At 69.8% G+C, this 26,388-nt stretch carries 24 protein-coding genes; 17 read left to right on the forward strand and 7 right to left on the reverse strand.

All coding sequences use genetic code 11. The features are described 5' to 3' along the window. The first annotated feature begins 28 nt into the window (after window positions 1-28). The 8 genes from CQ034_RS15830 (at window position 29) to CQ034_RS15865 (ending at window position 9,120) form a co-directional block, all read left to right on the forward strand. Window positions 29-958 carry an NADP-dependent oxidoreductase gene (locus tag CQ034_RS15830; RefSeq protein WP_105711803.1) on the forward strand — a complete coding sequence of 310 codons (930 nt, stop codon included), beginning with the start codon at window positions 29-31 and terminating at the stop codon, window positions 956-958. A 265-nt stretch (window positions 959-1,223) separates the two neighbouring features. Further along, window positions 1,224-1,790 (forward strand): TetR/AcrR family transcriptional regulator, encoded by a 567-nt coding sequence (locus tag CQ034_RS15835; protein WP_105711804.1) that lies wholly within the window; start codon window positions 1,224-1,226, stop codon window positions 1,788-1,790. 110 nt (window positions 1,791-1,900) lie between these two features. After that, a complete protein-coding gene (locus tag CQ034_RS15840; protein WP_105711805.1) occupies window positions 1,901-3,319 on the forward strand; it encodes an MFS transporter in 1,419 nt (472 codons plus the stop codon). Window positions 3,320-3,541: 222 nt separating this feature from the next. Further along, a complete protein-coding gene (locus CQ034_RS15845; protein ID WP_105711806.1) occupies window positions 3,542-4,435 on the forward strand; it encodes a DUF2520 domain-containing protein in 894 nt (297 codons plus the stop codon). After that, window positions 4,432-5,352, forward strand: coding sequence for a pantoate--beta-alanine ligase (gene panC, locus CQ034_RS15850; protein ID WP_105711807.1), 921 nt, complete (start codon window positions 4,432-4,434; stop codon window positions 5,350-5,352). Before CQ034_RS15845 ends, panC begins: the two co-directional genes overlap by 4 nt. Beyond that, window positions 5,352-5,744, forward strand: coding sequence for an aspartate 1-decarboxylase (gene panD / locus CQ034_RS15855; RefSeq protein WP_105711808.1), 393 nt, complete (start codon window positions 5,352-5,354; stop codon window positions 5,742-5,744). The genes panC and panD overlap by 1 nt, the downstream gene beginning before the upstream one ends. Continuing rightward, the gene (gene panB, locus CQ034_RS15860; protein ID WP_105711809.1) at window positions 5,741-6,610 is read left to right on the forward strand and encodes a 3-methyl-2-oxobutanoate hydroxymethyltransferase; all 870 of its coding nucleotides are present in this window, start codon (window positions 5,741-5,743) and stop codon (window positions 6,608-6,610) included. The genes panD and panB overlap by 4 nt, the downstream gene beginning before the upstream one ends. Before the next feature lie 296 nt (window positions 6,611-6,906). Next, window positions 6,907-9,120 carry a chitobiase/beta-hexosaminidase C-terminal domain-containing protein gene (locus CQ034_RS15865; RefSeq protein ID WP_146114862.1) on the forward strand — a complete coding sequence of 738 codons (2,214 nt, stop codon included), beginning with the start codon at window positions 6,907-6,909 and terminating at the stop codon, window positions 9,118-9,120. 44 nt (window positions 9,121-9,164) lie between these two features. On the opposite strand, the gene CQ034_RS15870 is transcribed toward CQ034_RS15865, so the two are convergent. The 4 genes from CQ034_RS15870 to CQ034_RS15885 all read right to left on the reverse strand — a co-directional run bounded on the left by CQ034_RS15870 (window position 9,165) and on the right by CQ034_RS15885 (window position 12,104). Continuing rightward, on the reverse strand, window positions 9,165-9,377 hold the full coding sequence (locus CQ034_RS15870; protein WP_029264006.1) for a helix-turn-helix transcriptional regulator: 213 nt from the start codon (window positions 9,375-9,377) through the stop codon (window positions 9,165-9,167). After that, window positions 9,377-9,865, reverse strand: coding sequence for a DUF2975 domain-containing protein (locus CQ034_RS15875; protein ID WP_091033068.1), 489 nt, complete (start codon window positions 9,863-9,865; stop codon window positions 9,377-9,379). The genes CQ034_RS15870 and CQ034_RS15875 overlap by 1 nt, the downstream gene beginning before the upstream one ends. Before the next feature lie 124 nt (window positions 9,866-9,989). Continuing rightward, on the reverse strand, window positions 9,990-11,690 hold the full coding sequence (locus CQ034_RS15880; protein WP_181156351.1) for a glycosyltransferase family A protein: 1,701 nt from the start codon (window positions 11,688-11,690) through the stop codon (window positions 9,990-9,992). A gap of 135 nt (window positions 11,691-11,825) precedes the next feature. Beyond that, on the reverse strand, window positions 11,826-12,104 hold the full coding sequence (locus tag CQ034_RS15885; RefSeq protein WP_105711826.1) for a helix-turn-helix domain-containing protein: 279 nt from the start codon (window positions 12,102-12,104) through the stop codon (window positions 11,826-11,828). A gap of 68 nt (window positions 12,105-12,172) precedes the next feature. On the opposite strand from CQ034_RS15885, the gene map reads away from it, so the two are divergent. Next, entirely contained in the window at window positions 12,173-12,946 is a 774-nt protein-coding gene (map, locus tag CQ034_RS15890; RefSeq protein ID WP_105711812.1) for a type I methionyl aminopeptidase, read from the forward strand. A gap of 35 nt (window positions 12,947-12,981) precedes the next feature. Here map and CQ034_RS15895 read toward each other — a convergent pair whose 3' ends face one another. Then, entirely contained in the window at window positions 12,982-14,484 is a 1,503-nt protein-coding gene (locus tag CQ034_RS15895; protein ID WP_105711813.1) for a DUF4127 family protein, read from the reverse strand. Between the two features lie 60 nt (window positions 14,485-14,544). Then, the gene (locus tag CQ034_RS15900; RefSeq protein WP_029273885.1) at window positions 14,545-15,261 is read right to left on the reverse strand and encodes a GntR family transcriptional regulator; all 717 of its coding nucleotides are present in this window, start codon (window positions 15,259-15,261) and stop codon (window positions 14,545-14,547) included. A 137-nt stretch (window positions 15,262-15,398) separates the two neighbouring features. On the opposite strand from CQ034_RS15900, the gene CQ034_RS15905 reads away from it, so the two are divergent. The 8 genes from CQ034_RS15905 to CQ034_RS15940 all read left to right on the forward strand — a co-directional run bounded on the left by CQ034_RS15905 (window position 15,399) and on the right by CQ034_RS15940 (window position 24,787). Next, window positions 15,399-16,688 (forward strand): ABC transporter substrate-binding protein, encoded by a 1,290-nt coding sequence (locus CQ034_RS15905; RefSeq protein ID WP_105711814.1) that lies wholly within the window; start codon window positions 15,399-15,401, stop codon window positions 16,686-16,688. 10 nt (window positions 16,689-16,698) lie between these two features. Further along, window positions 16,699-17,670, forward strand: coding sequence for a carbohydrate ABC transporter permease (locus tag CQ034_RS15910; RefSeq protein ID WP_231481774.1), 972 nt, complete (start codon window positions 16,699-16,701; stop codon window positions 17,668-17,670). Continuing rightward, window positions 17,657-18,523 (forward strand): carbohydrate ABC transporter permease, encoded by an 867-nt coding sequence (locus CQ034_RS15915; protein WP_051662473.1) that lies wholly within the window; start codon window positions 17,657-17,659, stop codon window positions 18,521-18,523. Before CQ034_RS15910 ends, CQ034_RS15915 begins: the two co-directional genes overlap by 14 nt. After that, window positions 18,520-19,203, forward strand: a complete 684-nt coding sequence (locus CQ034_RS15920) for an N-acetylmannosamine-6-phosphate 2-epimerase (protein WP_105711815.1) — start codon at window positions 18,520-18,522, stop codon at window positions 19,201-19,203. The genes CQ034_RS15915 and CQ034_RS15920 overlap by 4 nt, the downstream gene beginning before the upstream one ends. Then, window positions 19,200-20,126, forward strand: coding sequence for an ROK family protein (locus CQ034_RS15925; RefSeq protein WP_105711816.1), 927 nt, complete (start codon window positions 19,200-19,202; stop codon window positions 20,124-20,126). The genes CQ034_RS15920 and CQ034_RS15925 overlap by 4 nt, the downstream gene beginning before the upstream one ends. Window positions 20,127-20,220: 94 nt before the next feature. Beyond that, window positions 20,221-20,853: a PadR family transcriptional regulator gene (locus CQ034_RS15930; RefSeq protein WP_029264018.1), complete on the forward strand. Its 633-nt coding sequence runs from the start codon at window positions 20,221-20,223 to the stop codon at window positions 20,851-20,853. A 45-nt stretch (window positions 20,854-20,898) separates the two neighbouring features. Further along, window positions 20,899-22,602, forward strand: a complete 1,704-nt coding sequence (locus tag CQ034_RS15935; RefSeq protein WP_105711817.1) for an AarF/ABC1/UbiB kinase family protein — start codon at window positions 20,899-20,901, stop codon at window positions 22,600-22,602. A 166-nt stretch (window positions 22,603-22,768) separates the two neighbouring features. Beyond that, the gene (locus CQ034_RS15940) at window positions 22,769-24,787 is read left to right on the forward strand and encodes a BCCT family transporter (RefSeq protein WP_105711818.1); all 2,019 of its coding nucleotides are present in this window, start codon (window positions 22,769-22,771) and stop codon (window positions 24,785-24,787) included. A 19-nt stretch (window positions 24,788-24,806) separates the two neighbouring features. Here CQ034_RS15940 and CQ034_RS15945 read toward each other — a convergent pair whose 3' ends face one another. After that, window positions 24,807-26,366 carry an SDR family oxidoreductase gene (locus tag CQ034_RS15945; protein ID WP_105711819.1) on the reverse strand — a complete coding sequence of 520 codons (1,560 nt, stop codon included), beginning with the start codon at window positions 26,364-26,366 and terminating at the stop codon, window positions 24,807-24,809. Window positions 26,367-26,388: the final 22 nt, after the last annotated feature.

Consider the following 26,388-nt stretch of genomic DNA (forward strand, 5'->3'; position numbering starts at 1 on the left):
TTCGAAGCATCCGATGAAGGAGAGAATCATGAAGGCAGTACGGTTCCACGAAGTGGGCGGCCCCGAAGTCCTGCAGTACGGCGAGGTCGAGCAGCCGAACCCCGGCGCCGGTCAGGTGCGGCTGCGCGTCGCCGCCTCGGCATTCAGTGCGGCGGACAACGGCATGCGGGCGGGCTTCCTACCGATCCCGCTGACGCTGCCGCACATTCCCGGCTACGACGTCTCCGGAACGGTGGATGCCGTCGGCGAGGGTGTCACGGGCTTCGCGATCGGCGACCCCGTGATCGGCTTCCTGCCGATGGGCGAAGACGGCGGCGCGGCGGAGTACGCGATCGCGCCGGCGGATGCCCTGGTGTCGGCCCCGACGGGTGTTCCGCTCGCCGACGCCGCCGCATTCCCTTCGGTCGCGCTCACCGCACGGCAGGCACTCTTCGACGACGGCGACCTGCAGGCGGACCAGCGGGTGCTCATCGTCGGCGCCGGGGGAGTCGTCGGGAAGTACGCGATCGCCCTGGCCGCCCGAGCGGGAGCGCACGTCATCGCGACCGCGAGCCCGCGGAGCGCGGACGCGGTGCGAGCCGCCGGTGCGCACGAGATCATCGACCACACCGACACGTCGGTGCTCGATGCGGTCTCCGAGCCGGTCGACATGCTCCTAAACCTCGCCCCGATCGAGCCGGAGGAGTTCACCAACCTGGTGGCACTGGTTCGAGATGGAGGCGTCGTCGTGAGCACGACCGCCTGGATGCCGGCGCCCGACGACGCCGACCGCAACGTGCGCTCGGTCGTCGTGTTCGTCCGCAGCGATGCCGCACGACTGGCGGAGCTCGTCGGTCTCGTCGATTCGGGGGAGATGCATCTCGAGGTCACGCGGCGCATCCCGTTGGTCGAGCTTCCGGTCCTGCATGCCGAGGCGGCCGCCGGCCGGATCGCCGGCAAGGTCATCGTCGTGCCGTGACGCCGGGGTGGGGGTCTGGTGCGGATGTCGGGTCTGGTGCGGATGTCGGGAGGATGCACGGATGTCGGATGACACGCCGTGCATCGGTCCGACAGGTGTGCATCGGTCCGACAGGTGTGCGGCGGACGAGGCGGGCACGGCGGCGACCGCCCTCCTGGCGGCATCCGGCCCCCCGTGTTCCGCGCCCGACTTCCCCGGGGCCGTTCACGCCGAACTTACGGCTCCCCCTTGCGACTCTCGGCAGAGTGAGTGTACAGTCACTCATATGTCCACGACCCGCAGTTCCATCCTCTCGACGGCCGATGCCCGCCGGCCTGTCGTGGCCGCGGCGGCGCTGGCGGCGTTCGCGCGCAGCGGCTATCACGGCACGACCGTCGCCGACGTGGCCCGCGAGGCCAAGATCTCCCCGGCCTACGTCTTCAAGCTCTACTCCGGCAAGGAGGCGCTGTTCGTCGTGGCGCTCGAGGCGTGCTTCGACGCGATCGTCTCCGCCCTCGAAGAAGGGGCGGATGCTGCCGCCGACACCTCACCCGAAGGCGTGCTCGACGCGATGGGCGACGCCTACGCGCACCTCATCTCCGACCGGAAGCTGCTGATGCTGCAGGTGCACGCGCAGTCGGTCGCCGAGATCCCCGCGATCGGGGAGGCGCTGCGCGCGGGACTCGAACGCGTCACCACGTTCGCGAAGACCCGCTCCCGGGCGAGCGACGACGACGTGCAGCGCTTCATCGCCTACGGGCAGCTGTGCCACCTGATCGTCACCACGCAGCTCGACGGACGCCCGGGGGACTGGGTCGCCCTGCTGACCAAGGGGATCACGCACCCCGATTGATCCACCCCCGGGGCGTCAGCCCTTCTTCACGCCCGCAAGAGTGAGTGAGTAGTCACTCATCCAACCGGCCTCGAAACAGCACGGACAAGAAACCAGAACAGGAGCACGTCATGACCACCCTCACCTCCCTCCCGACGCTCGCTGCACCGCGCAGTACGCGCCGGTGGCTCGCCCTCAGCGTCCTCGCGCTCGCGCAGTTCCTCGTGGTGCTCGACGCCTCGATCGTGAACATCGCCCTCCCCGTCCTCGGCCGGCAACTCGGCATGGATACCGCCGCCCTCGCCTGGGTCATCACCGCTTACGTGCTCGCGTTCGGCGGACTGCTCCTCCTCGGCGGACGCCTCGCCGACCGCTACGGACACCGCCGCGTGTTCCTGATCGGAACGGCCGGATTCGTGGCGGCATCCGCCCTCGCCGGGCTCTCGGTGTCGAGCGAGATGCTCCTCGCCGCCCGCGCCCTGCAGGGCGTCTCGGCTGCGCTCCTCGCCCCCGCCGCCCTCGCGCTGCTCACCCAGCTGTTCCCGGACGACGCCGAGCGCACCAAGGCGCTGGGCGTGTGGGGAGCCGTCGCCGGTATCGGATCGGCTGCGGGCGTTCTGCTCGGTGGAGTGCTCACGGCGAGCCTCGGCTGGCAGTCGGTGTTCTTCGTGAACGTGCCGGTCGGTGCGCTCGTGCTCATCGCCATCCCGCTGCTCATCACCCGTGACGGCATCCGAACCCCCGGGCGCCTGGATGCCGCCGGCGCCGTGACCGTCACCGCCGCACTGGTCGCGCTCGTCGGCGCTCTCAGCGCAGTCGAGCAGGTCGGCTTCGTGCACCCGCTCCCACTGGGCCTGCTCGCCCTCGCGCTGATCCTCGGCGTCGCCTTCGTGGCGATCGAGCGCCGCGCTGCCGAGCCCCTCGTCCCGCTCCGCGTGTTCCGCAACCGCAACCTCGCCCTCGGCAACATCGTCATGCTGCTCGGCGGCGCCACCATGGTCGCCCTCTTCTTCGCCCTCTCGGTGTACATGCAGGCCGTGCTCGGCTACGACGCCCTCACCGCAGGCCTCACGCAGCTGCCCCTCGCCGGTGTGCTCGTGATCGTCGCCGGCGGTGTGCCCGCCGTGATCGCCCGCGTCGGCACGCGGCCGGTGCTGATCGGGGCGCTGCTCGTCCTGGCCGTGGGGCTCCTCTGGCTCGCCGCATCCCCGGCGGATGCCGTGTTCCTCACGCACCTGCTCGGCCCGACCATCCTGATCGGGGTCGGGCTCGGCGGCGCGGTCGTCGCGACGACCCAGCTCGCGGTCGACGGCGTCGAGGGCGGAGAGGCCGGACTCGCCGGCGGACTCGTCAACACCAGCCAGCAGATCGGCGGCGCGATCGGACTGGCCGTGCTCGGCACGGTCGCCGGTCTGCGCACGGCAGCGCTGTCGGCAGAGGGGGCGTCGTCTGCCGAGGCGCTCACCGGCGGATTCTCCTGGCTGTTCCTCGGAGCAGCGGGACTGGCGGTCGTCGGCGCGGGGATCGTCGCGGTCTGGCGTCGCGACTGAGGTCGTTTCAGGGTGGGCCCGTGGAGCGCGTCTCGATGCGCTCCCCGGGCCTCTCCTTTTGGTGTGAGAGCGATATGACATCTGCTGACCGCTGGGAGCTACGATAATGACATCCATCTGGGGTCTCGTGATTGTCATATTGCTCTCAGATTTGGAGCGGATGCCGTGAGAGGCGGATACTTCTCGCATCCGGACCGCCCCCAACTCGGCCGGGGAATCGACATGCAGACCTCCTCTTCACTCGCGCCAGGAACGACCATCGCCATCGTCGGCGCCGGTCGTCTCGGACGCGTGCTCGCGCGCTCCCTGCGCACGGCGGGGTTCGACGTCCTCGGCCCCCTCCGCCGCGATCAGTCGATGCCGAACGCCGACGTCGCCCTACTCTGCGTTCCGGACTCCGCCATCCCGGCCGTCGCGTTCGTCGCTCGACCGCATGTGCGGCTCGTCGGTCACGTCTCGGGTGCCACGCCGCTCGACGACGTCGACTTCAGCATCCACCCCCTGCAGACGTTCACGGGGGCGGAGACTCCCGATGTGTTCCACGGCATCGGTGCCGCGGTCGCCGGCCGCACCGACGACGCCCGCGCCGTGGCCGAGCAGCTGGCCCGGGCCCTCGGTGCCCGACCGTTCACGGTCGACGACCGCGCGAGCTATCACGCGGCGGCGTCCTTCGCCTCGAACTTCGTGCTGACGGTGGTCGATGCGGCGGAGCAGCTGGCTGCGGCCGCCGGCATCCCCTCGGATGACGTTCGCCAACTGCTCGCCCCGCTCGTCCGCCGATCGGTCGAGAACTGGGCGGATGCCGGCGCGCAGGAAGCCCTCACCGGACCGATCGCCCGCGGCGACGGGGAGACGGTCGCCCGGCAGAGGTCCGCCGCCGCAGAGCTCGACCTTCAGGACCTGTTCGACGCTCTCGCTGCCGCCACGCGGGCGATCGCGTCTCGCGCCGAAGCCCCGGTACGGATGTCGGGAGAACGCACGGATGCCGGGAGAAACGCGGCCGATCCGCCCGACATCCGTCCCTTCTCCCGACAGGTGGACGGCGAAGCGACTGGCGAAGTGACCGGCGAGATGGCCGGCGAAGTGACCGGCGAGCCGAAGGAACCGTCCGCATGAGAATCCTCCGCACCATCCCCGAGGTGCGCGCGGCCGTCCGCGAGGCTCGGCTCGCGAACGGCTCGGTCGGCCTCGTCCCCACGATGGGCGCCTTCCACGACGGACACCTCTCTCTCATGCGGGCCGCGCGCGCGGCATCCGATCTCGTCGTCGTCTCGCTCTTCGTCAACCCGACCCAGTTCGGCGCGAACGAAGACCTCAGCTCCTACCCGCGCGATGAGGCCCGCGACGCGGCGCTCGCCGAGGCCGAGGGCGTCGACATCCTCTTCGCCCCGGCGGCATCCGAGATCTACCCCGACGGGTTCGCGACGAACATCCACGTCGCCGGCCTCACCGATGTGCTCGACGGCGCGAGCCGCGGCGCGCACCACTTCGACGGCGTCGCCACGGTCGTCACGAAGCTGTTCGGGATCGTCCGGCCGGATTCCGCGTACTTCGGACAGAAGGATGCGCAGCAGGTGCTCGTCGTCCGCCGCGTCGTACGCGACCTCGACCTCGACGTGAGGATCGTCGCGTGCCCGATCGTGCGAGAGGCCGACGGACTCGCCATGAGCTCGCGTAACGTCTACCTCGACGATGCCGCGCGGCTGCAGGCGACGGCGTTGAACCGGGCGCTGGATGCGGCGGCCGAGGTGTTCGCGGCGGGGGAGCGCGAGGGTGCGGGCATCCTGTCGGCGGCACGGCGCGTGCTCGAAGACGCCCGGATCTCTGTGGAGTACCTGGAGCTCCGCGATGCCGAGACGCTGGACCCGGTCGTCCGCGTCGAGCGGGACGCGCTGCTCGCGGTCGCCGCACGCGTCGGCGCCGCCCGGCTGATCGACAACCATGTGCTGTCCGCCGCCGACGTCGCTGAACCGGATCCCGCCCTCCCGGATGCCGCCGACCCGCAGACCACCGACCCGAAGGGCGACGCCTGATGCGACGCACGATGCTGAAGTCGAAGATCCACCGCGCGACCGTCACCGCCAGCGATCTGCACTACGTCGGCTCGATCACGATCGATCCCATCCTGCTCGAAGCTGCCGACATCCTGCCGCACGAGCAGGTGCACGTCGTCGACGTCGACAACGGCGCGCGCTTCGAGACGTACACGTTGGTGGGGGAGCGCGGATCCGGCGTCATCCAGGTCAACGGCGCCGCGGCCCGCCTCGTGCACACCGGCGACACCATCATCGTCATCTCCTATGCCGACTATTCGCGCGAAGACCTCGCGAGCTACGAACCGGTCGTCGTGCACGTCGACCGGGACAACGCGATCATCCAGGTCGACGACGACGTCGACCGCCTGCTGACGGAGGCCCGCGCATGAGCGCCCACGCCGCCCCGCGCACACGTGTCACGCTCGCCGCTCTCGCCGCGAAGAAGGATGCCGGCGAGCCGATCGTCATGGTCACCGCCTACGACCACCCGAGTGCGCAGATCGTCGAGGCTGCCGGTGTCGACATCGTGCTCGTGGGCGACTCGGCCGCGATGACCGTGCTCGGCTACGACAGCACCGTGCCGGTCACGGTCGACGAGATGCTGATGCTGACGAAGGCCGTGCGCCGCGGGCTGACCGTGCCGCTGCTGGTCGGCGATCTGCCGTTCGGCTCGTACGAGGCCTCGGACGAGCTCGCCATCGCCACCGCGCAGCGCTTCGTCAAGGAAGCCGGCTGCGACCTGGTGAAGATCGAGCGCGGCGGCACGACCGTCGACCGCGCGCGGGCGCTCGTGCAGGCCGGCATCCCCGTGGTCGGGCACGTCGGGCTCACCCCGCAGACGGCCACGGCGCTCGGCGGCTACCGCGCACAGGGCCGCACCGCCGAAGCGGCGCTCGCCGTGATCGACGACGCCCTCGCCCTGCAGGCCGCCGGCTGCTCGATGCTCGTGGTCGAGGCGGTGCCCTCCGAGGTCACCGCCGCCCTGGTGCCGCTGCTCGACATCCCCGTGATCGGCATCGGAGCCGGAGCGGATGCCGACGGGCAGGTGCTCGTGTTCCACGACCTGCTCGGGCTGTACGACGGCGGGGTGGCCAAGTTCGTGAAGCGGTACGCGGAGTTGCGGACGGCTGCGATCGGCGGCGTGGAGGCGTATGCGGCGGACGTGCGCGGGGGTGCGTATCCCGCGGTCGAGCACGGGTATGCGATGCCGGAGGGTGAGGCGGCGCGGCTCGGGAAGTTGCTCGCGGGGCGCTGAAGGCCGAAACGGAGACGCTCACGGCACCCGGCGGCGTGTCGGCCCGCGGCGCGCCGCACGTAGCGCGGTACGTCTCCGTTTTCGCCCGCGCCCCCGCGCCACGCGCCCGCCCCGCGCGCCGCGCCCCCACGGCACCGTGATCTTGTATTCACTTCTTTTCCGAGCATCCGGGCCGCTGGCCGCAAAGTTGTTTACCTAACGTTCCTGCTTTCGCCGTTCCCCGTCTGGAACGGCTCCCTAGCGTCGTCTCAGCGCCGGTCCGGTGCGTCGTAGATACACACGTGGAAGAGGATGAAGTGAAGAGACAGATCGCAGGAGTGTGCACGCTCGCGGCCGTGGCCGCCGCCGTCGCATTCCCCCTCACGGCGGCGAACGCCGCCGAGGAGCTCGCGGCACCGACATTCAGCCAGGACGGCGGCCGATTCACGGAGTCGACCACCGTCACGCTCACCGCGCCGCAGGGCGCCCAGATCAGGTACACGCTCGACGGATCGACGCCGACCGCGAAGAGCCCGCTCTACAAGAAGCCGCTGGTCATCGACGAGACGACCAACCTCGCCGCGGTCTCGATCAAGGGCGGAGCGACTTCACCCGCCGAGATCGAGGGTTACATCATCAAGACGGACGAAGAGCCGCTCACGTCGTTCTTCGTGATGAGCGACGTGCACACGTCGGCCCTCACCGAGAAGAACCGGGGCATCTGGAAGAGCCACTTCGACACCCTCGCGTCGATCAACCCCGACCCCGACCTGATCATCTCCAACGGCGACCAGATCAACGACAACAACAACAACACCGCGCCCGACCACCAGGTCGTGAAGACGATCTTCGACGAGAACATCGACCGCCTCGGCCTCGACGACACCCCGATCCTGATGTCGCACGGCAACCACGACGTGGGCAACGCCGACATGGCGAAGTACTACGGCGACTGGTTCCCCAACGCATCCGGCGGCTACTACGAGAAGACGATCGACGACCAGACGTTCCTCGTGATCGACACCGAGCGCTACTCGGGCGCGCAGCGCACCTGGCTGCAGGGACGCCTCGCCGCCCTCTCCGCCGAACCCGATGCCCTCAACACCCCGATCTTCGTCGTCGGCCACCGCCCCACCGCCAACACGGTCTACGACGGAGCCCAGGCCTCCAACGCCACCCTCACCGCCGACCTCTCCGGCTACCCGCAGGCCGTCTACTTCTCGGGTCACTCGCACCTGCACCTGAACGACGAGCGTTCGATCTGGCAGGGCGGCTTCACGGCCGTGAACGACGGATCCATGTCGTACACCGAGACCCCGCACGACGCGTACCAGATCTACGGCAACGCGCTCTGGGACGAGTTCACGATCCCGACCGCGCAGGCCCTGTACGTCGAGGTCTACGCCGACCGCACCGAGATCGACCGCATCAACTTCGCCGCCGAAGACGAGCGCACCTACGACAACGGCGCCTGGGGCTACCAGTCCGGCTACCCCTTCGCCAGCGCCGGCACGCTCGCAGGCCCCACCTGGACGGTCCGCCTCGACGGCACGACGCCCGAAGAGGTGCGCGCCAACTTCGACTACACGTCGGCGGCGCGCGACAACGTCGCACCGGTGCAGCAGGGTGCGCCCGAGCACACCGTGACCGCAGACGGCGCCGACATCCTCCGGGTTCCCGCGGCGACCGACGACGAGTCCGTCTACGGCTACGACGTGCGGGTCCGCGACGCGGCCACCGGCGTCGAGGCGCTGCCGATCCGTGCCGGTGCGAAGGTTCTCGCCGACTTCCAGATCGCACCGCGTCCGAGCATCCTCGAGATCCCGCTCGCGATCCGGAACGGACGCCAGGCCGACGCCCCGCTGATCACCCTCACCAAGGGGACGAGCTACATCGCCGAGGTCACCGCCGTCGACATGTACGGCAACCGCTCCGAGAAGACCACGGTGTCGTTCGTCGCGGGTCGCGTCCCGGACAAGACCCGCCCGCAGGTGACGCTCGTCAGCCCGACCACGGCAGGCCCGTCGAAGGCCATCGACATCCGCGTCGACGCGACCGACGAGGTGGGTCTCGCCCGCATCGTCGCGAACATCTACCAGGGTGGCACGCTCGTGAAGAGCACGCAGTCTACGGCCACGGGCACGAGCGGCTCGCACGTCGCGACCGTGACGCTCCCCGACGGGGCGTACACGATCAAGTACAACGCGCAGGATGCCGCGGGCAACATCTCGAAGACCTCGACGTTCGATCTCACGGTCGACGCCACCGCCCCCACTGTGACCGTCAAGACCGGTGCCTCGTTCACCGTCGGCGATGCGGCGGGCTACGACAAGGTCAGCTTCAAGCTCCACGACGCCGGCAAGATCGACCGGATCGAGCTCAACGGCGTCGGGAAAGACCTCTCGAACAACGTCTGGTCCGACCTCAACTTCGTGAAACCGGGAACGTTCGGCGGAGTCGCGGGCGAGAACAGGCTCCTCGTCCACGACGTCGCCGGCAACGTCACGACGGTCGAGTTCGTGCTGCGCTGATCCACCGACGCGAAGCCCCGCGGCGTACCGCGGGGCTTCGTGCGTCAGCCGGCGTCGGGCTCCCAGCGCAGCAGATCGCCGGGCTGGCACTCCAGCACCGCGCAGAGGGCATCCAGCGTCGTGAAGCGCACCGCCTTCGCGCGACCGTTCTTCAAGACGGCGAGGTTGGTCGGCGTGATGCCGATGCGCTCGGCCAGCTCGCCGACGCTCATCTTCCTCCGCGCCATCATCACGTCGATGTCGACCACCACGGGCATCAGATCACCTCGTCGTCGAGTTCGGAGCGCAGCGCTCGCGCCTCGGCCTCACTATCGATCGCCTGCCGCAGCAGCGCCTTCATGACGACCACGAGCAGCGCCATCCCGGCGAGCACGACTCCGGCGCCGCCGATCAACGCCACGACGCCCGGCGCCGTCGACCCCGGCGCGAGCAGCGCGGCCAGGATCCACGTGAGGGCGGCGGCCACCAGGATCGCCCCGATGATGACGTTCACGTACCGGAACGACGACTCCGCGAAGATCGATCCGCGCCGCACCCGCGTGAGCAGCATCCACACGCACACCCCGAACACCTGCAGTGTTCCCACGCCCAGCACCACGATCGACACCAGCACGATCCGGCCCCACAGCTCATCCTCGGCGAGGTCGAGCCACAGCAGCGGCACGATGAGCGCCTGCACCGCCAGTGAACCCAGCAGCGCCACCGCGATCACGATGCGCAGAACGACGATCGTCGTCTTCCCCATACCCACTCCTTCATCGAAGAACAACAGGAATCTATCGTTATTCGTTCGATGGAGCAAGTGAGGGGCGGTCAGAGTGCGACGGCGGTCGGTGCTGTCGTGCGGAGAGGTCGGTGTCGCGGCGCGGTCAATGTCGCCGGAGGGTGCGACGGATGCTGCGCACCGTGCGGCCCGCGGCGTCCTTGAGTCCGCCGCCCGGCCACTCGCGATGCAGCTCCACCGTGCCGCCCTCGCCTGCCGTGAGCGTGCAGGCGCGCCCCGCGAGGATCGGCGAACGGCCGATGCGAGCGAGCACCGCGGCATCGGCCTCCAGGGGAACGTCGAATGTCCACCCCGCCCGGCGGACCTTGACGCTGAGCGGGCCGCCTCGGGAATCGTCCGTCCGCTCGAACGAACGAACCGGATCGATCGAGACGGCGACGGCGGAGAGGTCACGTGGTCGGCGGCCGGAGAGGATGCGCTCGGTCCCGGTGTCCGTGCCGGTGCCGGTGTCGGTGCCGGTGCCGGTGTCGGTGCCGTCGCGGAGGATCAGCTCGATGCGATCGTTGCGCAGCTCGCGATCCACCGCCAGGAGATTCGCCGGCAACCCGTCGAGAGACGACAGCGGCAGTGACGTCAGCCGAATCGACTTCTTGGCGCCGGAGGACTTCGCGCCGGTCGCAGGCCCGGCGGCATCCTGCGCGGCGGGGGCCGGCGGATCCGCTGCGAACGTCTCGAACACCAGCGCATCCTTCCCGTCGTGCGTGATGTCGACGCGAACGGTGAGGTGCAGCCCGCCGCCCCGCGACCACTGCGCGGCGGTGACCGTGGCGCGGCACTGCAACCCCGACTCGAACGCGGCCAGACGCACCAGGTCGTCACGGCGATCGGCGCGGAGAAGCGCCGCGCGGATGCGGTGCGCGAAGCTGAGGCCGGCATCCACGCCAGGACCGAACCGTCTCTGCGTCAGGGGGACCACCACGTCCAGCAGGCGGTCGCGATACTCGTCGGGGTACTTGACCATGCGCGGCCCCGCGATGCGCTTGAGGATCTTGCCGCGGAACCAGTGCCGCAGGAGCCGGTCGCGCAGTCGTCCCGGGTCGGTGTGCGCCTCGACGACGTCGAGGACGGTCTCCAGATGCGGGAAGTACGTCTCCGGCTCGATCCGCGCAGAGCTGGCGCTGCCCGGCTGCTTCACCCACGCGTAGCAGGGCTCGCTCGCGAGGACCGAGATGGTCGACGCGGCGAAGTACGCCTGCATCACGAACAGGTGATCCTCCAGCCGCACGCGCCCCTCCGGGAAGCGGATGCCGTTCGCCCGCAGGAACGCCGTGCGGAACATCTTGTGCGGCGTGAGCATCTCGAGCAGCGGATCGGTGCCCAGCGTCGCCCGGGGGATGTCGCGGCGGAAGATCTTGCTCGGAAGCGGGCGACCGATCCCCACTTCCTTGCCGACGACGACGTCGGACGCGTTCGCATCCGCGTAGTCGCACAGCTTCTCGAGCGCGCCGTCGAACAGGTAGTCGTCCTGGTCGACGAACTGTACGTACGTGCCTCGGGCAGCGTCGACGCCGTGGTTGCGCGGCATGCCCGGCCATCCGGAGTGCTCCAGCGACAGCACCCGCACGTTCGGGCGCTCGCGGGCGATGGCGGCCAGGCGCTCACCGGTCGGCTCTCCCGAGCCGTCGTCGCACAGCAGCACCTCGAACGCGGCGGGGTCGAGGGTCTGGCGATCGAGCGATGCGATGAGGTCATCGAACGATGCGCCCGGCCGGAACACCGGAACCACCACGCTCACGCGGATGCTGTTCCCGCTGCTGCTGCTCTCCGGCTGAATGCTCTGCGACAAAACGTCTCCCCCACGTCGACTGTTCCTCGAGCTAAACACGCCTTCCTGTGGGGGTCACCAGGCTTGCGTTTCGGCCGGGCGTGTGCAGAAGTTCGCACGGCGCGCAGGCAGAGCGGGGCGAGAGACTCCTCGAATTCAGGAGGCGATGCGTCGAGCCGTGGTCTCGGCCGTTCGCGGGTCGACCTCGGCCCACACCGCGTCCAGCGAGAGCTCGAGCACGCCGGCGATCGCCGCGATCGTCGAGAACGCGGGGGTGGCGACGCGTCCCGACTCGATCTTGCGCAGGGTCTCGGGGGAGATGCCGGCGTCCAGCGCGACGCTCAGCATCGACCGTTCCCCGCGCGCGCGACGCAGCAGGGCGCCGAGGCGCTCGCCGCGTTCTACCTCGGCGGGGGTGAGCGGCAGCCGGACCATCATGATGCCCATACTAATACCGGGATAGTATTACCGGGATAGTTATTGGTCACGACGGAAGAGGACCCATGATCGAGATCCTGAACGCCGACGAGCTCGCGCGGGCGCGGGCGACCGGCGCGCTCGTCGGCGACATCCTGCAGGCGTTGAAAGCCCGCGCCGCGGTCGGTGTGAATCTGCTCGACCTCGACCGGTGGGCGAAGCAGCTGATCGAGGATGCCGGGGCCGAGTCCTGCTACGTCGACTACGCCCCCTCGTTCGGCCGCGGCCCGTTCGGCCACTACGTCTGCACAGCCGTGAACGATGCCGTGCTGCACGGCATGCCCCACGACTATGCGCTCCGGCCGGGAGACCTGCTCACGCTCGACCTGGCCGTCACCCTGCGCGGCATCTCGGCCGATGCGGCCATCAGTTTCGTGGTCGGCGGCACCCCGGCGGCGGAAGACCTCGCCATGATCGAGGCGACCGAGCGGGCGCTCGCCGCGGGCATCGCCGCCGCTCGCCCCGGGGCCCGCATCGGCGACCTGTCGCACGCGATCGGCACGGTGCTGCACGACGCCGGCTACCCCATCAACCTCGAATTCGGCGGCCACGGCATCGGCTCGACCATGCACCAGGATCCTCATATCGCGAACGACGGGCGGCCCGGCCGCGGCTACACGCTGCGCCCCGGACTGCTGCTCGCGCTCGAGCCCTGGGTCATGGCCGACACCGACGTGCTGCGCACCGACGACGACGGCTGGACTCTGCGGAGCGCGACCGGATGCCGCACCGCGCACACCGAGCACACCATCGCGATCACCGCGGACGGGGCGGAGATCCTGACCCTGCCGAGATCGTGACGTTGCCGAAGGATCGCGCCGCATGACCCGCCGGGCTAGCTCAGTACGAGCCCGATCTCGAACGATCGCCGCCACGGCAGGGTCAGTTCCTGGATGCGCACGTCCTCCGCGGGGAGCGTCGACTCCAGCAGCGCCGTCAACTCCTCACGGATGACCCGCTCCGCCGTCGCGACCCGGCCGTCGTCGGCCATCGGGTAGACGTCGGGGAACAGCGCGGGCCCGGAGTCGGTGCGCACGACCGCCTGGTACGCGAAGTCGTCGAGCAGTCGCGTGAGCAGGGCGATGCGGGCGGCGCGGGCATCGAACGTGCCCGTCGCCCGGCCGACCACTCCGGCCGCCGCGACCGCGACCACGCTGCCGAGCGTGTTGCCGGCCGTGTTCCACCCGCCGAAAGCCTCGAGTCGCCCGAGCAGCCCCGCCTCGGCGAGCGCCCGCACGAGCGCCTCGTCGGCGCCGTTCGGGTAGCGGACGTCGGCGAGGGCCACGTGCTCGCCCGCGTCCAGCCGCTCCGTGATCAGCGCGACCGTGCCGGCCACGGCATCCGCATCCACCCGATCCGGCCGGCCGCGGAACATGTCGTGCCGGTCGGGGTCGGGGGCGTGCAGCACCAGGGTCACGTCGCCGCCTTCGGAGACCTCCACGGCCCCGGCCGCGCGGATCTGCCGACTCGCGGATGCCGCGAGCGACATGTTCTCGTACGGCGGGATGCGGGTCATGCCCTCGGCGTCCGCACACGCGACCGAGAACGAAGCGGTCACACCGGCGTTCGCGGCCAGCGCCCTGGCGACCAGCGCCGCGCCCACCTCGTCGGCACCCGGGTACATCAGCACATCGCGGCCCGACGGCAGCATCCGCATCCAGTGCCGCAGCCACACCTGTTCGGCGCTGCCCGCGGCGAACGGCGCGGTGTCATCGGCGGTGATCGCCAGGAAGTCGAGCGTCGCATCCTCGACGAGCGCGAGCGTCGACAGGTTCACGATGTGATTGCGCAGCCGCCGTGCCGAATAGTCGGACACGATCTCGGCCGGCACCGGGGTCAGCTCCGACAGGGGAAGCACGTCGGCCTCGTCGAGCAGCCGGTGCGCGTCGCCGCCGAGCGCATGGATCTCCTTGCCGTGCTCCCGCCAGTACTCCGGCTCCTCGGCCGCCGAGTACGAGTTGCTCGCCCGTGTCACGAGCGAGACGGCCGAGATGGGCAGCTCCGGCCGACGGCGGCGCACCTCGCGCAGCACGTCGAGCCGCTCCAGCACCTCGCGCGTCGTGTCGGCGCTCGTGCGGCTGGCGATCAGCCCGCCGTAGAGCAGCATGTCGACCGACACCACCACATGAACCGTGGCCGGGTCGGCGACGCGGTCGAGCAGCCAGGCGCCGAGCGCGATCGCGTCTCCGGCGACACGGTATGAGGGCAGGATCTCGGCCGGTGGCACGTCGAGGATCACTCCGGCCACCGCGGCGACGTCGCCGGGAAGCCGCACGTTCACCGGCCGGTCGTCGAGCGGGAGCAGAGCGATGCGCGGGCGCAGAGTCGTGTCGGACACGGGGGAGTGCCTTTCGTCAGGGGACTTCGGGGAGTTCGGGTGGCGATTCGGAAACGGGGGTCAGGGGCGCGAGATCGAGACCAGGTACGAGTAGCGGTCGCCCCGGTACACCGATTCGGCGTACTCGATCGGGCGGCTGCGCGCGTCGTAGGTGGTGCGCTTGACCAGGAAGGCGGGCGAGAACGGCGGCGTCTGCAGCGCGTCGGCCTGCTCCTCGTCGAGCACGACCGCATGGATCTCCTGGTCGGCGCGGACCGCGGAGATACCGAACCGCGAGCGCAGATCCTCGTACAGCGAGTCTCCGACGATGCCGTCTTCGAGGCCCGGCACCGCGTCGGCGGCGATCGAGCAGACCTCGAGGCAGATCGGGATGTCGTCGGCCGTGCGCACCCGGCGGATGCGGACGACGGGTGACTGAGGGCTGAGGTTCAGCGCGTACCCGGCGGTCTGCCCTGCGGATGCCGTGCCGACGTCGACCGACAGCGAACCGGGCCGCATGTTGCGCGTGTGCATGTCTTCCGAGAACGAGGTGAGCTCGAAGGTCTTGCTGATGCGCGAGGCGCTCACGAACGTGCCTGCCCCCTGCAGGCGGTAGACCAGCCCGTCGCGCTCCAACTCGTCGAGGGCGCGCCGCACGGTCTGCCGGTTCACCTCGAGCGACTCGGCGAGGTCGCGCTCGGTCGGCAGCTTCTCGTGCGGGGCGAGCCCCTGCTGGATGACCTCTTCCAGATGCCGTCGCACCCGCTCGTGCTTCGTCACGCCTTCGATCGACGACATGCCACCCCTCCGGTCTGCCCATTTGGACTAACCCAATCTTGACGATCACCCCTGGATGTGTCAATGTCTGTTCTCAGCGGTTCCGAATTGGTCTATTCCAATCCTTTTGTAAGGTCAATGATGAGCGGAGAACTCCCATGCACACGAAGCAGCACATGCGCCGGCGCGCCCTGATCGCCGGTGCCCTGACCACAGCCACGGTCGTCGCCCTCGCCGGATGCGGTGCGGGAGGCGGCGGCGCCGACGGCCCGACCGAGATCACGTTCTCGTACCTCTGGGGCGGTGAAGAGGCGAAGGCGCTCGAAGAGATCATCGCCGACTTCAACGGCAGCCAGGACGAGATCGTGGTCAAGGGCGTCTCCAGCCCCGACACCCAGAAGCAGTTGACCTCGATGTCGTCATCGAACGGATCGTTCGACATCTCCGACAACTTCGGCAACACGGTCGGCGCCTGGGCCTCGAAGGGCATCCTCGCCCCTCTGGACGACGCGATCGCGGCCGAGGGCATCGAGATCGACGACTTCATCCCCAGCGCCATGGAGCAGATGACCTACGACGGCAAGATCTACTCGCTGCCGATCGCCACCCACAGCTTCCAGCTGCTCTACAACACGCAGCTGCTGGAGGAAGCCGGCGTCACCCCGCCGACCACCATGGACGAGCTCGCGGCCGCGATCGAGAAGCTCACCGTGGTCGACGGATCCGGGAAGATCACGCAGCTCGGCCTCGGTTCGGCCAACGACAGCACGACCCTGACCACCCTCGGCTACGCGTTCGGCGGCAGCTGGGACGGCGAGGACGGCCCCACCCCCGCCGAAGACGGCAACCTCGAAGCCCTGCAGTGGTACCAGGACAACGTGATCGAGCCGGTCGGCGCCCAGGCCATGGCGACCTTCGTCTCGGGCCAGGGAGAGTACCTCTCGGCGCAGGACCCGTTCTTCAGCGGCAAGGTCGCGATGATCATCGACGGTGAATGGCGCTCGGCCTCCGCGGCCAAGATCGCCCCGGACTTCGAGTGGGGTGTCACGGCGATCCCGGCCGCCTCGCCCGAGCTCGAGAACAGCACGCAGGTGACCGCCAGCACGCTCTTCATCCCCGCGAACTCGAAGCACAAGGAGGAAGCGGCCACGTTCCTCGCCTACCTCGTCAGCGAGGAGCCGATGGAGAAGTTCGCCGTCGCGCTCGGCAACCTGCCCGGACGCACGTCGCTCGCCGGCAGCGCCGCCTTCGACAGCCTGCAGGACTTCGGCGTGTGGGCCGATGCTGCATCCTCTCCGAACGCGAAGGCGCTCGCGAGCCTTCCGTACAGCGCCGAGTACGCCACCGACCTCGCCACCGCCTTCGATGAGGTCGTCCGTCTCACGGCGACCCCCGAAGAGGCGATCGCGACGGTCGAGGAGCGCATGGCCAACTACTCCACGAAGTGATCGAGGCTCCGTGACCACTGCAACAGCACGCCGGGTCCGGCAGGAGAATGCCCCTGCCGGGCCCGGCGGGCGTGCCCCGCGGCGGCGTCGCACCCGCCGGTCGACCCTGATCGGCCTCGCGTTCGCGTCGCCGTTCATCGTCGGATTCCTGTTCCTCTTCGCCTACCCGATCGCCGCGTCCGCGTACTACAGCTTCACCGACTTCAACCTGTTCCAGTCCCCGGAGTGGGTGGGGCTGGCGAACTACGTGCAGATGTTCAACGACGGCGTCTTCTGGAAGTCGCTCGCGAACACCGCCGTCCTCACCGTCTTCGGTGTTCCGCTCGCGATCGGCATCGCCCTCGCGGGTGCGCACCTGCTGAACACCCCGGTGCGGGGTCAGCCGCTCTACCGCGCGCTCGTCTACCTGCCCTCGATCGTGCCCGTCGTCGTCGGCGGCTACCTGTGGCGCTGGCTGCTCAACGCCCAGTACGGCTTCGTGAACTACTTCCTGTCCTGGTTCGGCATCGAGGGGCCGGCCTGGTTGCAGGAGCCCGAATGGACCAAGCCCGCCATCATCCTGATGTCGCTGTGGACCGTCGGCGGAACGATGATCATCTACCTCGCCGCCCTCCAGGAGGTCCCGAAGGAGCTGTACGAGGCGGCCGAACTGGATGGCGCGGGCATGTGGCGCCGCTTCACCAGTGTGACCTGGCCCACCGTCTCGCCGGTGACCTTGTTCCAGGTGATCGTGAGCATCATCGGATTCCTGCAGATCTTCACGCAGCCGTACATCCTCTCCCAGGAACGGCTGAACCAGGCCGGCTCCGGGCCGGGACAGTCGATGCTGTCGTACGCGATGTACCTGTATCAGAACGCGTTCGTGTTCCTGAAGATGGGCTACGCGTCGGCCATGGCCTGGACCCTGTTCATCATCACGCTGGTCGTGAGCCTGATCGTGCTCGCGACCTCGAGGAAGTGGGTGCACGATGGCACACGCTGACGTCGCCGTCATCCGCAAGCGTCCCCGGCGGGTACGCCGGACGATGCGCCGTGTCCGGCAGCAGGTCTCGGTCGCGCTGCTCGCGCTGCTGTTCCTTTTTCCGCTGCTCGTGATGCTGTCGACCGCGTTCAAGACGCCGGGCGACGTGTTCTCCTCGCCGCCGTCGTTGCTGCCGACCGACTGGACGATGGACAACTTCGCCGAGGCGTTCGAGCAGATCCCGGTGTGGCGCTATCTCGGGAACACCCTGTTCGTGTCGGGGATGAGCATCCTCGGCACGGTCATCTCATGCCCGCTCGTGGCCTACGCGCTGGCCAAGGTGCGCTGGCGCGGCTCCCGCCCACTGCTCATCCTGGTGCTGGCCACCATGATGCTCCCGCCGCAGGTGACCCTCATCCCCCTGTTCCTGGTGTGGAACGGGCTCGAGGCGACCAACACGTATCTGCCGCTGATCGTCCCCGCGTTCCTCGGCACGCCGTTCTTCATCTTCATGATCCGGCAGTTCCTGCTCGCGGTGCCGGACGAGCTGATCGAGGCCGCCCGCTTGGACGGCGCCTCCGAGTTCCGCACCTACGCGACGATCGTGCTGCCGTTGGCGCGGCCCGCCATCGTGACGGCGGCGATCTTCCAGTTCGTGTGGGCGTGGACCGACTTCCTCAACCCGCTCATCTATCTGAACGACGAGTCCACCTATACGCTTTCGATCGGTCTGTACGCCTTCTTCGGTGAGAACGACGTGGCGTGGGGGCCGCTGATGGCCGCCTGCGTCATGTTCACCCTTCCGGCCGTGGTGATCTTCCTCATCGGTCAGAAGTTCTTCATCGGTGGCGCCAGCGCAGGAGCTCTCAAATGACCAACGACCCCCTCGAACTCCTCACCGGACGCCTGATCGCCTCGGTGCAGGCGCAGTCGGGAAGCCCGGTGCGCGACACGGAGGTGATCGCCGCGCTCGCCGAATCCGCGCTGCTCGGAGGCGCGAGCGGCCTGCGCCTGAACGGCCCCGACGACATCCGCCGGATGCGGGCGGCGACGGATGCTCCGATCATCGGCCTGCACAAGGTGCACAACGGGGTCCGGAACGTGATCACCCCCGACGTCGCGCTGGCGCTCGGCCTCGCGGAGGCGGGAGCCGACATCATCGCGGTGGATGCCACCGTGGAGCAGCTGGGCGACAGGTTCGACCTGCTGCGCGAGATCACGGAGGCGACCGGGCGTCCGGTGATGGCCGACGTCTCCACCCTCGACGAGGGGATGCGCGCCCGGGAAGCCGGAGCGGCCGTGGTCGGTACGACCCTCTCGGGATACACGCCGCACTCGGCGCGGGGCGAGGGGCCGGATCTGCAGCTGGTCGCGGATCTCGTCGCCGCCGGCATCCCCACCATCGCCGAGGGGCGGTACCAGACGACCGAGCAGGTGCGCCAGGCGTTCGATGCCGGCGCACTCGCCGTGGTGGTCGGCGGGGCGATCACCGACCCGATCGCGATCACTCGGCGCTTCGTCGCGGTGACGCCGGCGGTGCGGAGCCCGGCATGATCATCGGCGTCGACATCGGCGGCACGAAGATCGCGGTCGCCGGGTTCGCGCGCGACGGCGATCGGCTCGAGAGGGCCACCGAGGTGCGCACCCTCGCGACACCGTCTCGCGCGGGTGGTCCGGCCATCGTGCAGGCGGTGGCGGATGCCGTGCGCGCGGTGCGCGGTGGCGATCCGGTGGAGGCGGTCGGAGTCGGCACCGCGGGTGTGGTCGGGCCGGACGGCACGATCACCTCGGCCACGGATGCGATCAGCGGCTGGGTCGGATTCCCGCTGCGGAGTGCCCTCGCAGATGCGGTCGGCGCCCCGGTCGCGGTGGTCAACGACGTGCATGCCGCCGCGGTGGCCGAGGCCGAGCGGGGCGCCGGAGCGGGCGCGGACGCGATGCTGATGGTCGCGGTCGGCACCGGGATCGGGGGCGCCGTCGTTCTCGCGGACGGACTGCGTCGCGGGGTCACCGGCACCGCGGGGTCGATCGGACACATGGAGATCTCGCTGCCCCCGAACCTCGCCGAGCGCCGCTGCCCCTGCGGTGGCTTCGGCCACGTGGAGGCCGTGGCCTCCGGCCCCGCTCTGGAGCAGACGTTCTTCGAGGAGACCGGGGTGCGCCTTCCCCTGCGCGAGGTGCACGCGTCGGCTCTGCGCGGAGACGCCCGGGCGGAACGGGTGATCCGCGACGGTGCGCACCATCTCGGGCGCGCCCTCGCGAGCGCCAACGCGGCCCTCGACGTCGAGGTGGTGGTCGTCGGCGGCGGGGTCGCCGAGATCGGCGAGACCTATCTGACCGAGGTGCGACGGGCCTATCGCGCGGCGGCGATGGCCGGACCCTCTGAGGCTCGTGTGGTCCCGGCGGAGCTCGGAGTCGATGCGGCTCTCACCGGTGCCGCGCTCCTCGGGGCGCGCCTGGTCGAGGGCTCGGACTGAATCGGGAGCGCCGCCCTCCCTCCTGAAACTCCCACCCCATCCTCAGGGTGAACGACATATCGTTGAGTATCGTTCACCCCATCAGGAGGTCATCATGAACAACGCATTCCCCTCCAACCCGTTCGGCGGCACCAGCGGCTCCGGGAACAACGGCGGCCCCGGCGGCCTCTTCGGCGGCGCCGGCTTCGGCACGGGCCCCGGCGGTCCGGCATCCGCGATCTTCGAGGCGATGGACCAGCTCCGCAAGTCGTTCGAGCCCCGCCCGTCCGGCGGCTCGCGCATGGCCCGCGGTGATGTCCGCACGGCTGTGCTCTCCCTGCTCGCCGAGAAGCCGATGCACGGCTACCAGATCATCAACGAGATCGCCGAGCGCAGCGGCGGCACCTGGAAGCCGAGTGCCGGCTCCGTGTACCCCACGCTGCAGCTGCTCGCCGATGAAGGACTCATCGAGGCTGAGGAGCAGAACGGCCGCAAGACCTACTCGCTCACCGAGGCCGGCCGCGCCGTCGCAGACGAGAGCTCCGAGACTCCGGCCCCGTGGGAGTCGTCCGGCAAGGACGGCCACCGTGACAGCGCCCGCTTCAGTGCACTGCCCAAGGCGGGCGTCGACCTCGCCGCCGCCGCAGCGCAGGTCGGTCGCAGCGGTTCGCCCGAGCAGGTGCAGCAGACCATCGAGATCCTCGACGAAGCCCGCCGTAGGCTGTACTCGATCCTCGCGCAGGACTGACCGCGCAGTGCGGCATCGGGTGAGGGCCTGCGAGAGGACTACGCGATGACGGATGCCGCGGCACAGGGCGCCCACCGCGCCAGGTACCGCCGCATCGTGTCGTTCGCGGGCCGGGAGTTCCTGAAGATCTGGTGGTTCGAGCTGGTGCTCCCGCGCCTCGGCATGAGCCGGGTCGCCGAGCGCACACGAGGGCAGCGGATGCAGACGTTCGCGCGTCGCTTCCATGTGCTCGCGGTCGAACTCGGCGGTCTCATGATCAAGGTCGGACAGTTCATGTCGTCGCGCCTCGACGTGCTGCCGCCCGAGATCACGAAAGAGCTCGAGGGGCTGCAGGACGAGGTGCCGGCCGTGCCCACCGCGGCCATCCGCGCGCTCGCCGAGGCCGAACTCGGCGTCCCGCTCGAGCGTGCCTACGCGTGGTTCGACGACACTCCGCTCGCGGCGGCCTCCCTCGGTCAGGTGCACCGGGCCCGGCTCTCGGCACTCGACGCGGCCGACACCGGACTCGGCCACGTCGTCGTCAAGGTGCAGCGGCCGGGCATCGACGGCATCGTCGCGGTCGACCTCGCCGCGCTCCGCCGGGTCGCGCGCTGGTTGACCCGCGTGCGCCTCGTCGCCGACCGGGTCGATGCTCCCGCGTTGGTCGAGGAGTTCGCCGCGACCAGCCTCGAGGAGATCGACTACCTGCACGAAGCCGCGAGCGCCGAGCGGTTCCGCGAGAACTTCGCCGACGACCCGCGCGTCGCCGCTCCCGAGATCGTGTGGGAGCGGTCGACCCGTCGCGTGCTCACGCTGTCCGACGTCACCGCGATCAAGATCAACGACACGGATGCGCTGCGTGCCGCCGGCATCGACCCGTCCGCGGTCGCCGCGGTGTTCGCCGAGGTCATGTTCGACCAGGTGTTCACGCACAGCTTCGTGCACGCCGACCCGCACCCCGGCAACATCTTCGTGACGCCGGTCCACGCGGGCGCAGACGAGTCGGGGCGGAACTTCCAGCTCACGTTCATCGACTTCGGGATGATGGCCGAGGTTCCCGACAGTCTCCGCGACGGGCTGCGCACGCTCCTCATCGCGGTCGCCGGGCGTGACAGCCGCGGCCTCGTCGCCGCCGCCCAGGAGATCGGCGTCCTGCTGCCGTCGGCCGACACCAACGAGCTCGAACGTGCTCTGAGCGCGCTGTTCGCCCGCTTCGGCGGCATGGGTTTCGCCGAGCTCAGCAAGGTCGACCCCCGGGAGTTCCGCGACTTCGCGGAGGAGTTCGGCGACATGGTGCGCTCGCTCCCGCTGCAGCTCCCCGAGAACATGCTGCTGCTCATCCGCGCGGTCTCGCTGACGTCGGGCATGTGCAGCGGACTCGATCCGGCGTTCAACGTGTGGGATGCCGCCGAGCCCTACGCCGCACGCCTGCTGCGCGACGAGAGCGGCAACATCGTGCAGGCTTTCGCGGGCCAGGCGATGGACACGATGGCGACGACCTGGCAGCTGCCCGGCCGCATCGACCGGATCATCACCCGCATCGACGACGGCAACGTGTCGTTCGACACCTCGCGGCTCGAGCGTCGCCTCGATCGGCTCGAGGGCATTGCGCGCCGCATCGCCTCGGGTGTGCTGTTCGCGGCGCTGCTCGTGGGCGGTGCCCTGCTCGTCCCCTCGCTGCCTCCGCTGGGCATCACCCTGATCTGCGTCTCGGCCCTCCCGCTGCTGCACTCGGTGTTCGCCGGCGTCGGTCGTCGCGGCCCGAGGTAGCCGGGGCCCGCGGTCGCCGCGGCCCGCGGTAGCCGCGGCACGCCCGGGAAACCCGGACCATCCGGTATCCGCGCGGCGCGTCGAGCCCCGACGCGCCGCGGATCGTACAGCTGGCCTGGGTTTTCGCATCCACGCATCGGCATATCGCGTGACAGGATGGTGTGCCATGGAGACCCCTGACGAGAAGCCGCCCGCACGCTCCGCAGGAAGCACCCCGCAGCGCCCCCGCACGGATGCCGTCGGCACGGGCGTGAACCGCCTCCCGGCCAAGGCCACCGAGGCCGCGAAGAAGATCGTCCGCGACATCGCGGCCGTCCCGCCGCGCAGCGTGCATCCGGCCCTCGTGCCCGGCGTCTCGGTCGAGGAGACCGGACGCACCTACCGCACCGACCCGCTCGTGTTCGGCGTCGCGCTGACGCTGGTCGTCGCCTTCATCGCGTGGGGCGTCTTCGCCGGAGACAATCTCTCCGGAACGACCACGGCCGTGCTCGGCTGGGTGGTGGAGTACTTCGGATTCTTCTTCACGACCATCGCCACGATCGTCCTGGTGTTCATGCTGTTCGTCGGCTTCAGCCGCTACGGGCGCATCCCGCTCGGCCGCGATGACGAAGAGCCGCAGTTCTCGATGTTCTCCTGGATCTCGATGCTGTTCGCCGCCGGCATGGGCATCGGGCTCGTGTTCTGGGGCGCCGCCGAACCGCTGACGTTCTTCGAGAGCCCGCCGCCCGGAACCGTCGAGGCGAACACGCTCGAGGCGATGCACACCGCGCAGGCTCAGGTGCTCTACCACTGGGGCCCACAGGCGTGGTCGTTCTACGCACTCGTCGGCGGGGCCATCGCCTACGGCGCCTTCCGCCGCGGACGCACGCCGCTGATCTCCTCGATCTTCGCCCCGCTGCTCGGCGAGGGGCGCACGGCCGGACCGCTCGGCCGCACCATCGACGTGTTCGCCATCATCGTCACGCTCTTCGGAACCGCGGCATCCCTCGGCCTGGGCGCCCTGCAGATCGGGCACGGCGTCGAGATCGTCAGCGGCGCAGGCCCGCTCGGCAACGGCGTGCTCATCGCGGTCATCGCCGTGCTCACCGCGTGCTTCATCGCCTCGGCGGTCTCGGGCGTCTCCAAGGGCATCCGGGCGCTGTCGAACATCAACGCTGTCATGGCCCTCGTGCTCGCCTTCTTCGTGTTCTTCGTCGGACCGACGCTCCTGATCCTCAACGTGATCCCCTCCGTGGCCGTGCAGTTCGTCGGCGACCTGCCGGAGATGGTCGCGCGCTCGGCCTCACAGGGCGAAGAAGCTCAGGCATTCCTTTCGGGCTGGACGATCTTCTACTGGGCGTGGTGGATCTCGTGGTCCCCGTTCGTGGGCATGTTCATCGCGAAGATCTCGCGCGGCCGGACGCTGCGTCAGTTCGTGTCGGTCGTCATCCTGGTCCCGTCGGCGATCTCCCTCGTCTGGTTCGCGATCTTCGGCTCCACGGCGATCCAGCAGCAGATGGACGGTGCGGGGCTCGTGGTGAATCCACCGGAGGACGTTCTCTTCGGCGTCCTGGAGAACCTGCCGTTCCCGCTGATCACCAGCGTCCTGCTCATCCTGCTGATCTCGATCTTCTTCATCACGGGTGCCGACTCCTCGTCGCTGGTGATGGGCACGCTGTCGCAGCAGGGACGGCCGGAGCCGACCCGCTGGGTGACGATCGTCTGGGGTTCGCTCGTCGGCGTCATCGCCGCCGTGCTCCTCGTCTCCGGTGAGGAGGGGAGCGGGCTGAAGTCGCTGCAGAACGTGACGATCATCGCCGCCCTGCCCTTCGCGATCATCATGGCGTTCATGATGATCGCGTTCATGAAGGATCTGCGGCGCGATCCGCTGATCCTGCGCGAGCGCTACGCCCGTGCTGCCGTGCGGCACAGCGTCATGGCCGGGCTGGAGGAGTACGGCGACGACTTCGCGCTCGTCCCCGTCGAGTACGACCACTCGGAGGACGATCTCGCCTGGATCGACGAGTCGACCGTCGACGAGACGCTGGCCGAGGTATACGAGGCAGCGACCGAGGCCATCGACATCATCCCGCCCGCCGAGGTGGATGCCGTGGTCGACGCCGCGCTCGACGATGCGGCGAACGATGCGGCGCCGGATGCGGCGGCGGATGCAGCGCCGGACGGGGAGCGACCGCGGGAGTCGTGATTCCCCGGCATCCCCGGCGCTAGGAGTTCTCGGCCGCGGCGGTGATCCGCGAGGCCATGCTGGCGAAGATCAGCCCGTGGAAGGGCAGCACCGCGAGCCAGTACAGGCGCCCGCTGAGCCCGCGCGGGAAGAAGATCGCTCGCTGCTCGTAGCGGGCGCCGGCGACATCGGGGACCGCGCGCAGCTCGAGCCAGGCCTCGCCGGGCACCTTCATCTCGGCGCGCAGGCGCAGCAGTCCACCGCTCGCCGCCGACGACTCGGTCGCCGCGCCCGGCTCCTCGACGGCCTCGACGCGCCAGAAGTCGATCGCATCCCCCACGCGGGCGACCGTCTGACTGCGGCGACCGCGGCGCAGACCGACCCCGCCGACCACACGGTCCATCAGCCCGCGCACCGCCCAGAGGAACCGCGAGGAGTACCACCCGTTCGTTCCACCGATGCCCAGCACCACCGACCACAGCCGGTCGACGGAGGCCGACGTGACGAGCGTGCGCGCGTCGGTGAAGACGGTACGGCCCGCCCAGTCCGGGTCGCTCGGCAGCGGATCGCTGGGGGCGCCCGAGACCTCGGAATCCTGCCAGCTCGTCTCGATCGCGTCGGCGTCGACCCGGCCGAGAGCGAGGTCGACGGCTCGTCGATACGGCGTCAGGCCGCCCTCCGGCTGCGGGATCAGCTCGTCGACCGCGTGGTCCTTCATGATGCACTCGTTCTGCAGCGACGCCACGAGCGGGCGGGCGATCGAGCGGGGAACCGGCGTCACGAGGTTGACCCAGTGCGAGGCGAGACCGGGAGTCAGCACGGGCAGCGCGGCGATCGCACGCTGGGGCAGACCGGCCTCGACCGCGTAGCCGTTCATCATCTGTCCGTAGCGCAGCACGTCGGGTCCGCCGATGTCGACCGCGCGGTTCACGTCGGCGTCGACCCGGGCGGCGCCGAGCAGATAGTGCAGCACGTCGCGTACGGCGATCGGCTGGATGCGGTTGCGCACCCACTTCGGCGCCGGCATGTACGGCAGCACGTCGGTGAGGTGCCGGATCATCTCGAACGACGCCGACCCCGACCCGATCACGACGCCCGCCTGCAGCACGAGCGTCGGCACGCCCGACTGCAGGAAGATCTCGCCCACCCGCACGCGCGAGCGCAGATGGGGTGACAGCTTCACGTCGTCCGGATGCAGCCCGCCGAGGTACACGATGCGCCGCACACCCGCGTGGGCCGCGGCCTCGGCCACCGTCGTCGCCGCGCGCTCGTCGCTCTCCTCGAACCCCTTGCCGGCGGTCATCGAGTGGATCAGGTAGTACACGACGTCGACGTCGTCCATGGCTGCGGCGACAGCATCCGCGTCGTCGGCCGACCCTTCGACGATCTCGCAGTCGGGACCCCAGGGGAAGGATGCCGCGCGCGCGGCATCGCGTGCCAGCACCCGCACGCGATATCCGGCGTTGAGCAGCCGCGGGGTGAGTCGCCCGCCGACGTATCCGGTCGCGCCGAGCACGAGCGCGCGCGGCGCCGACCCGTCGTCTCGGGGGAGGGCGCGCAGCGCCTCTTCGTCGCCGGTGGGCTGGGTGAGTGGGGCCATGGGTCGAGCGTACGACGGGCAG

This window comes from Microbacterium sp. MYb45, assembly GCF_002979655.1.
GTDB lineage: Bacteria > Actinomycetota > Actinomycetes > Actinomycetales > Microbacteriaceae > Microbacterium.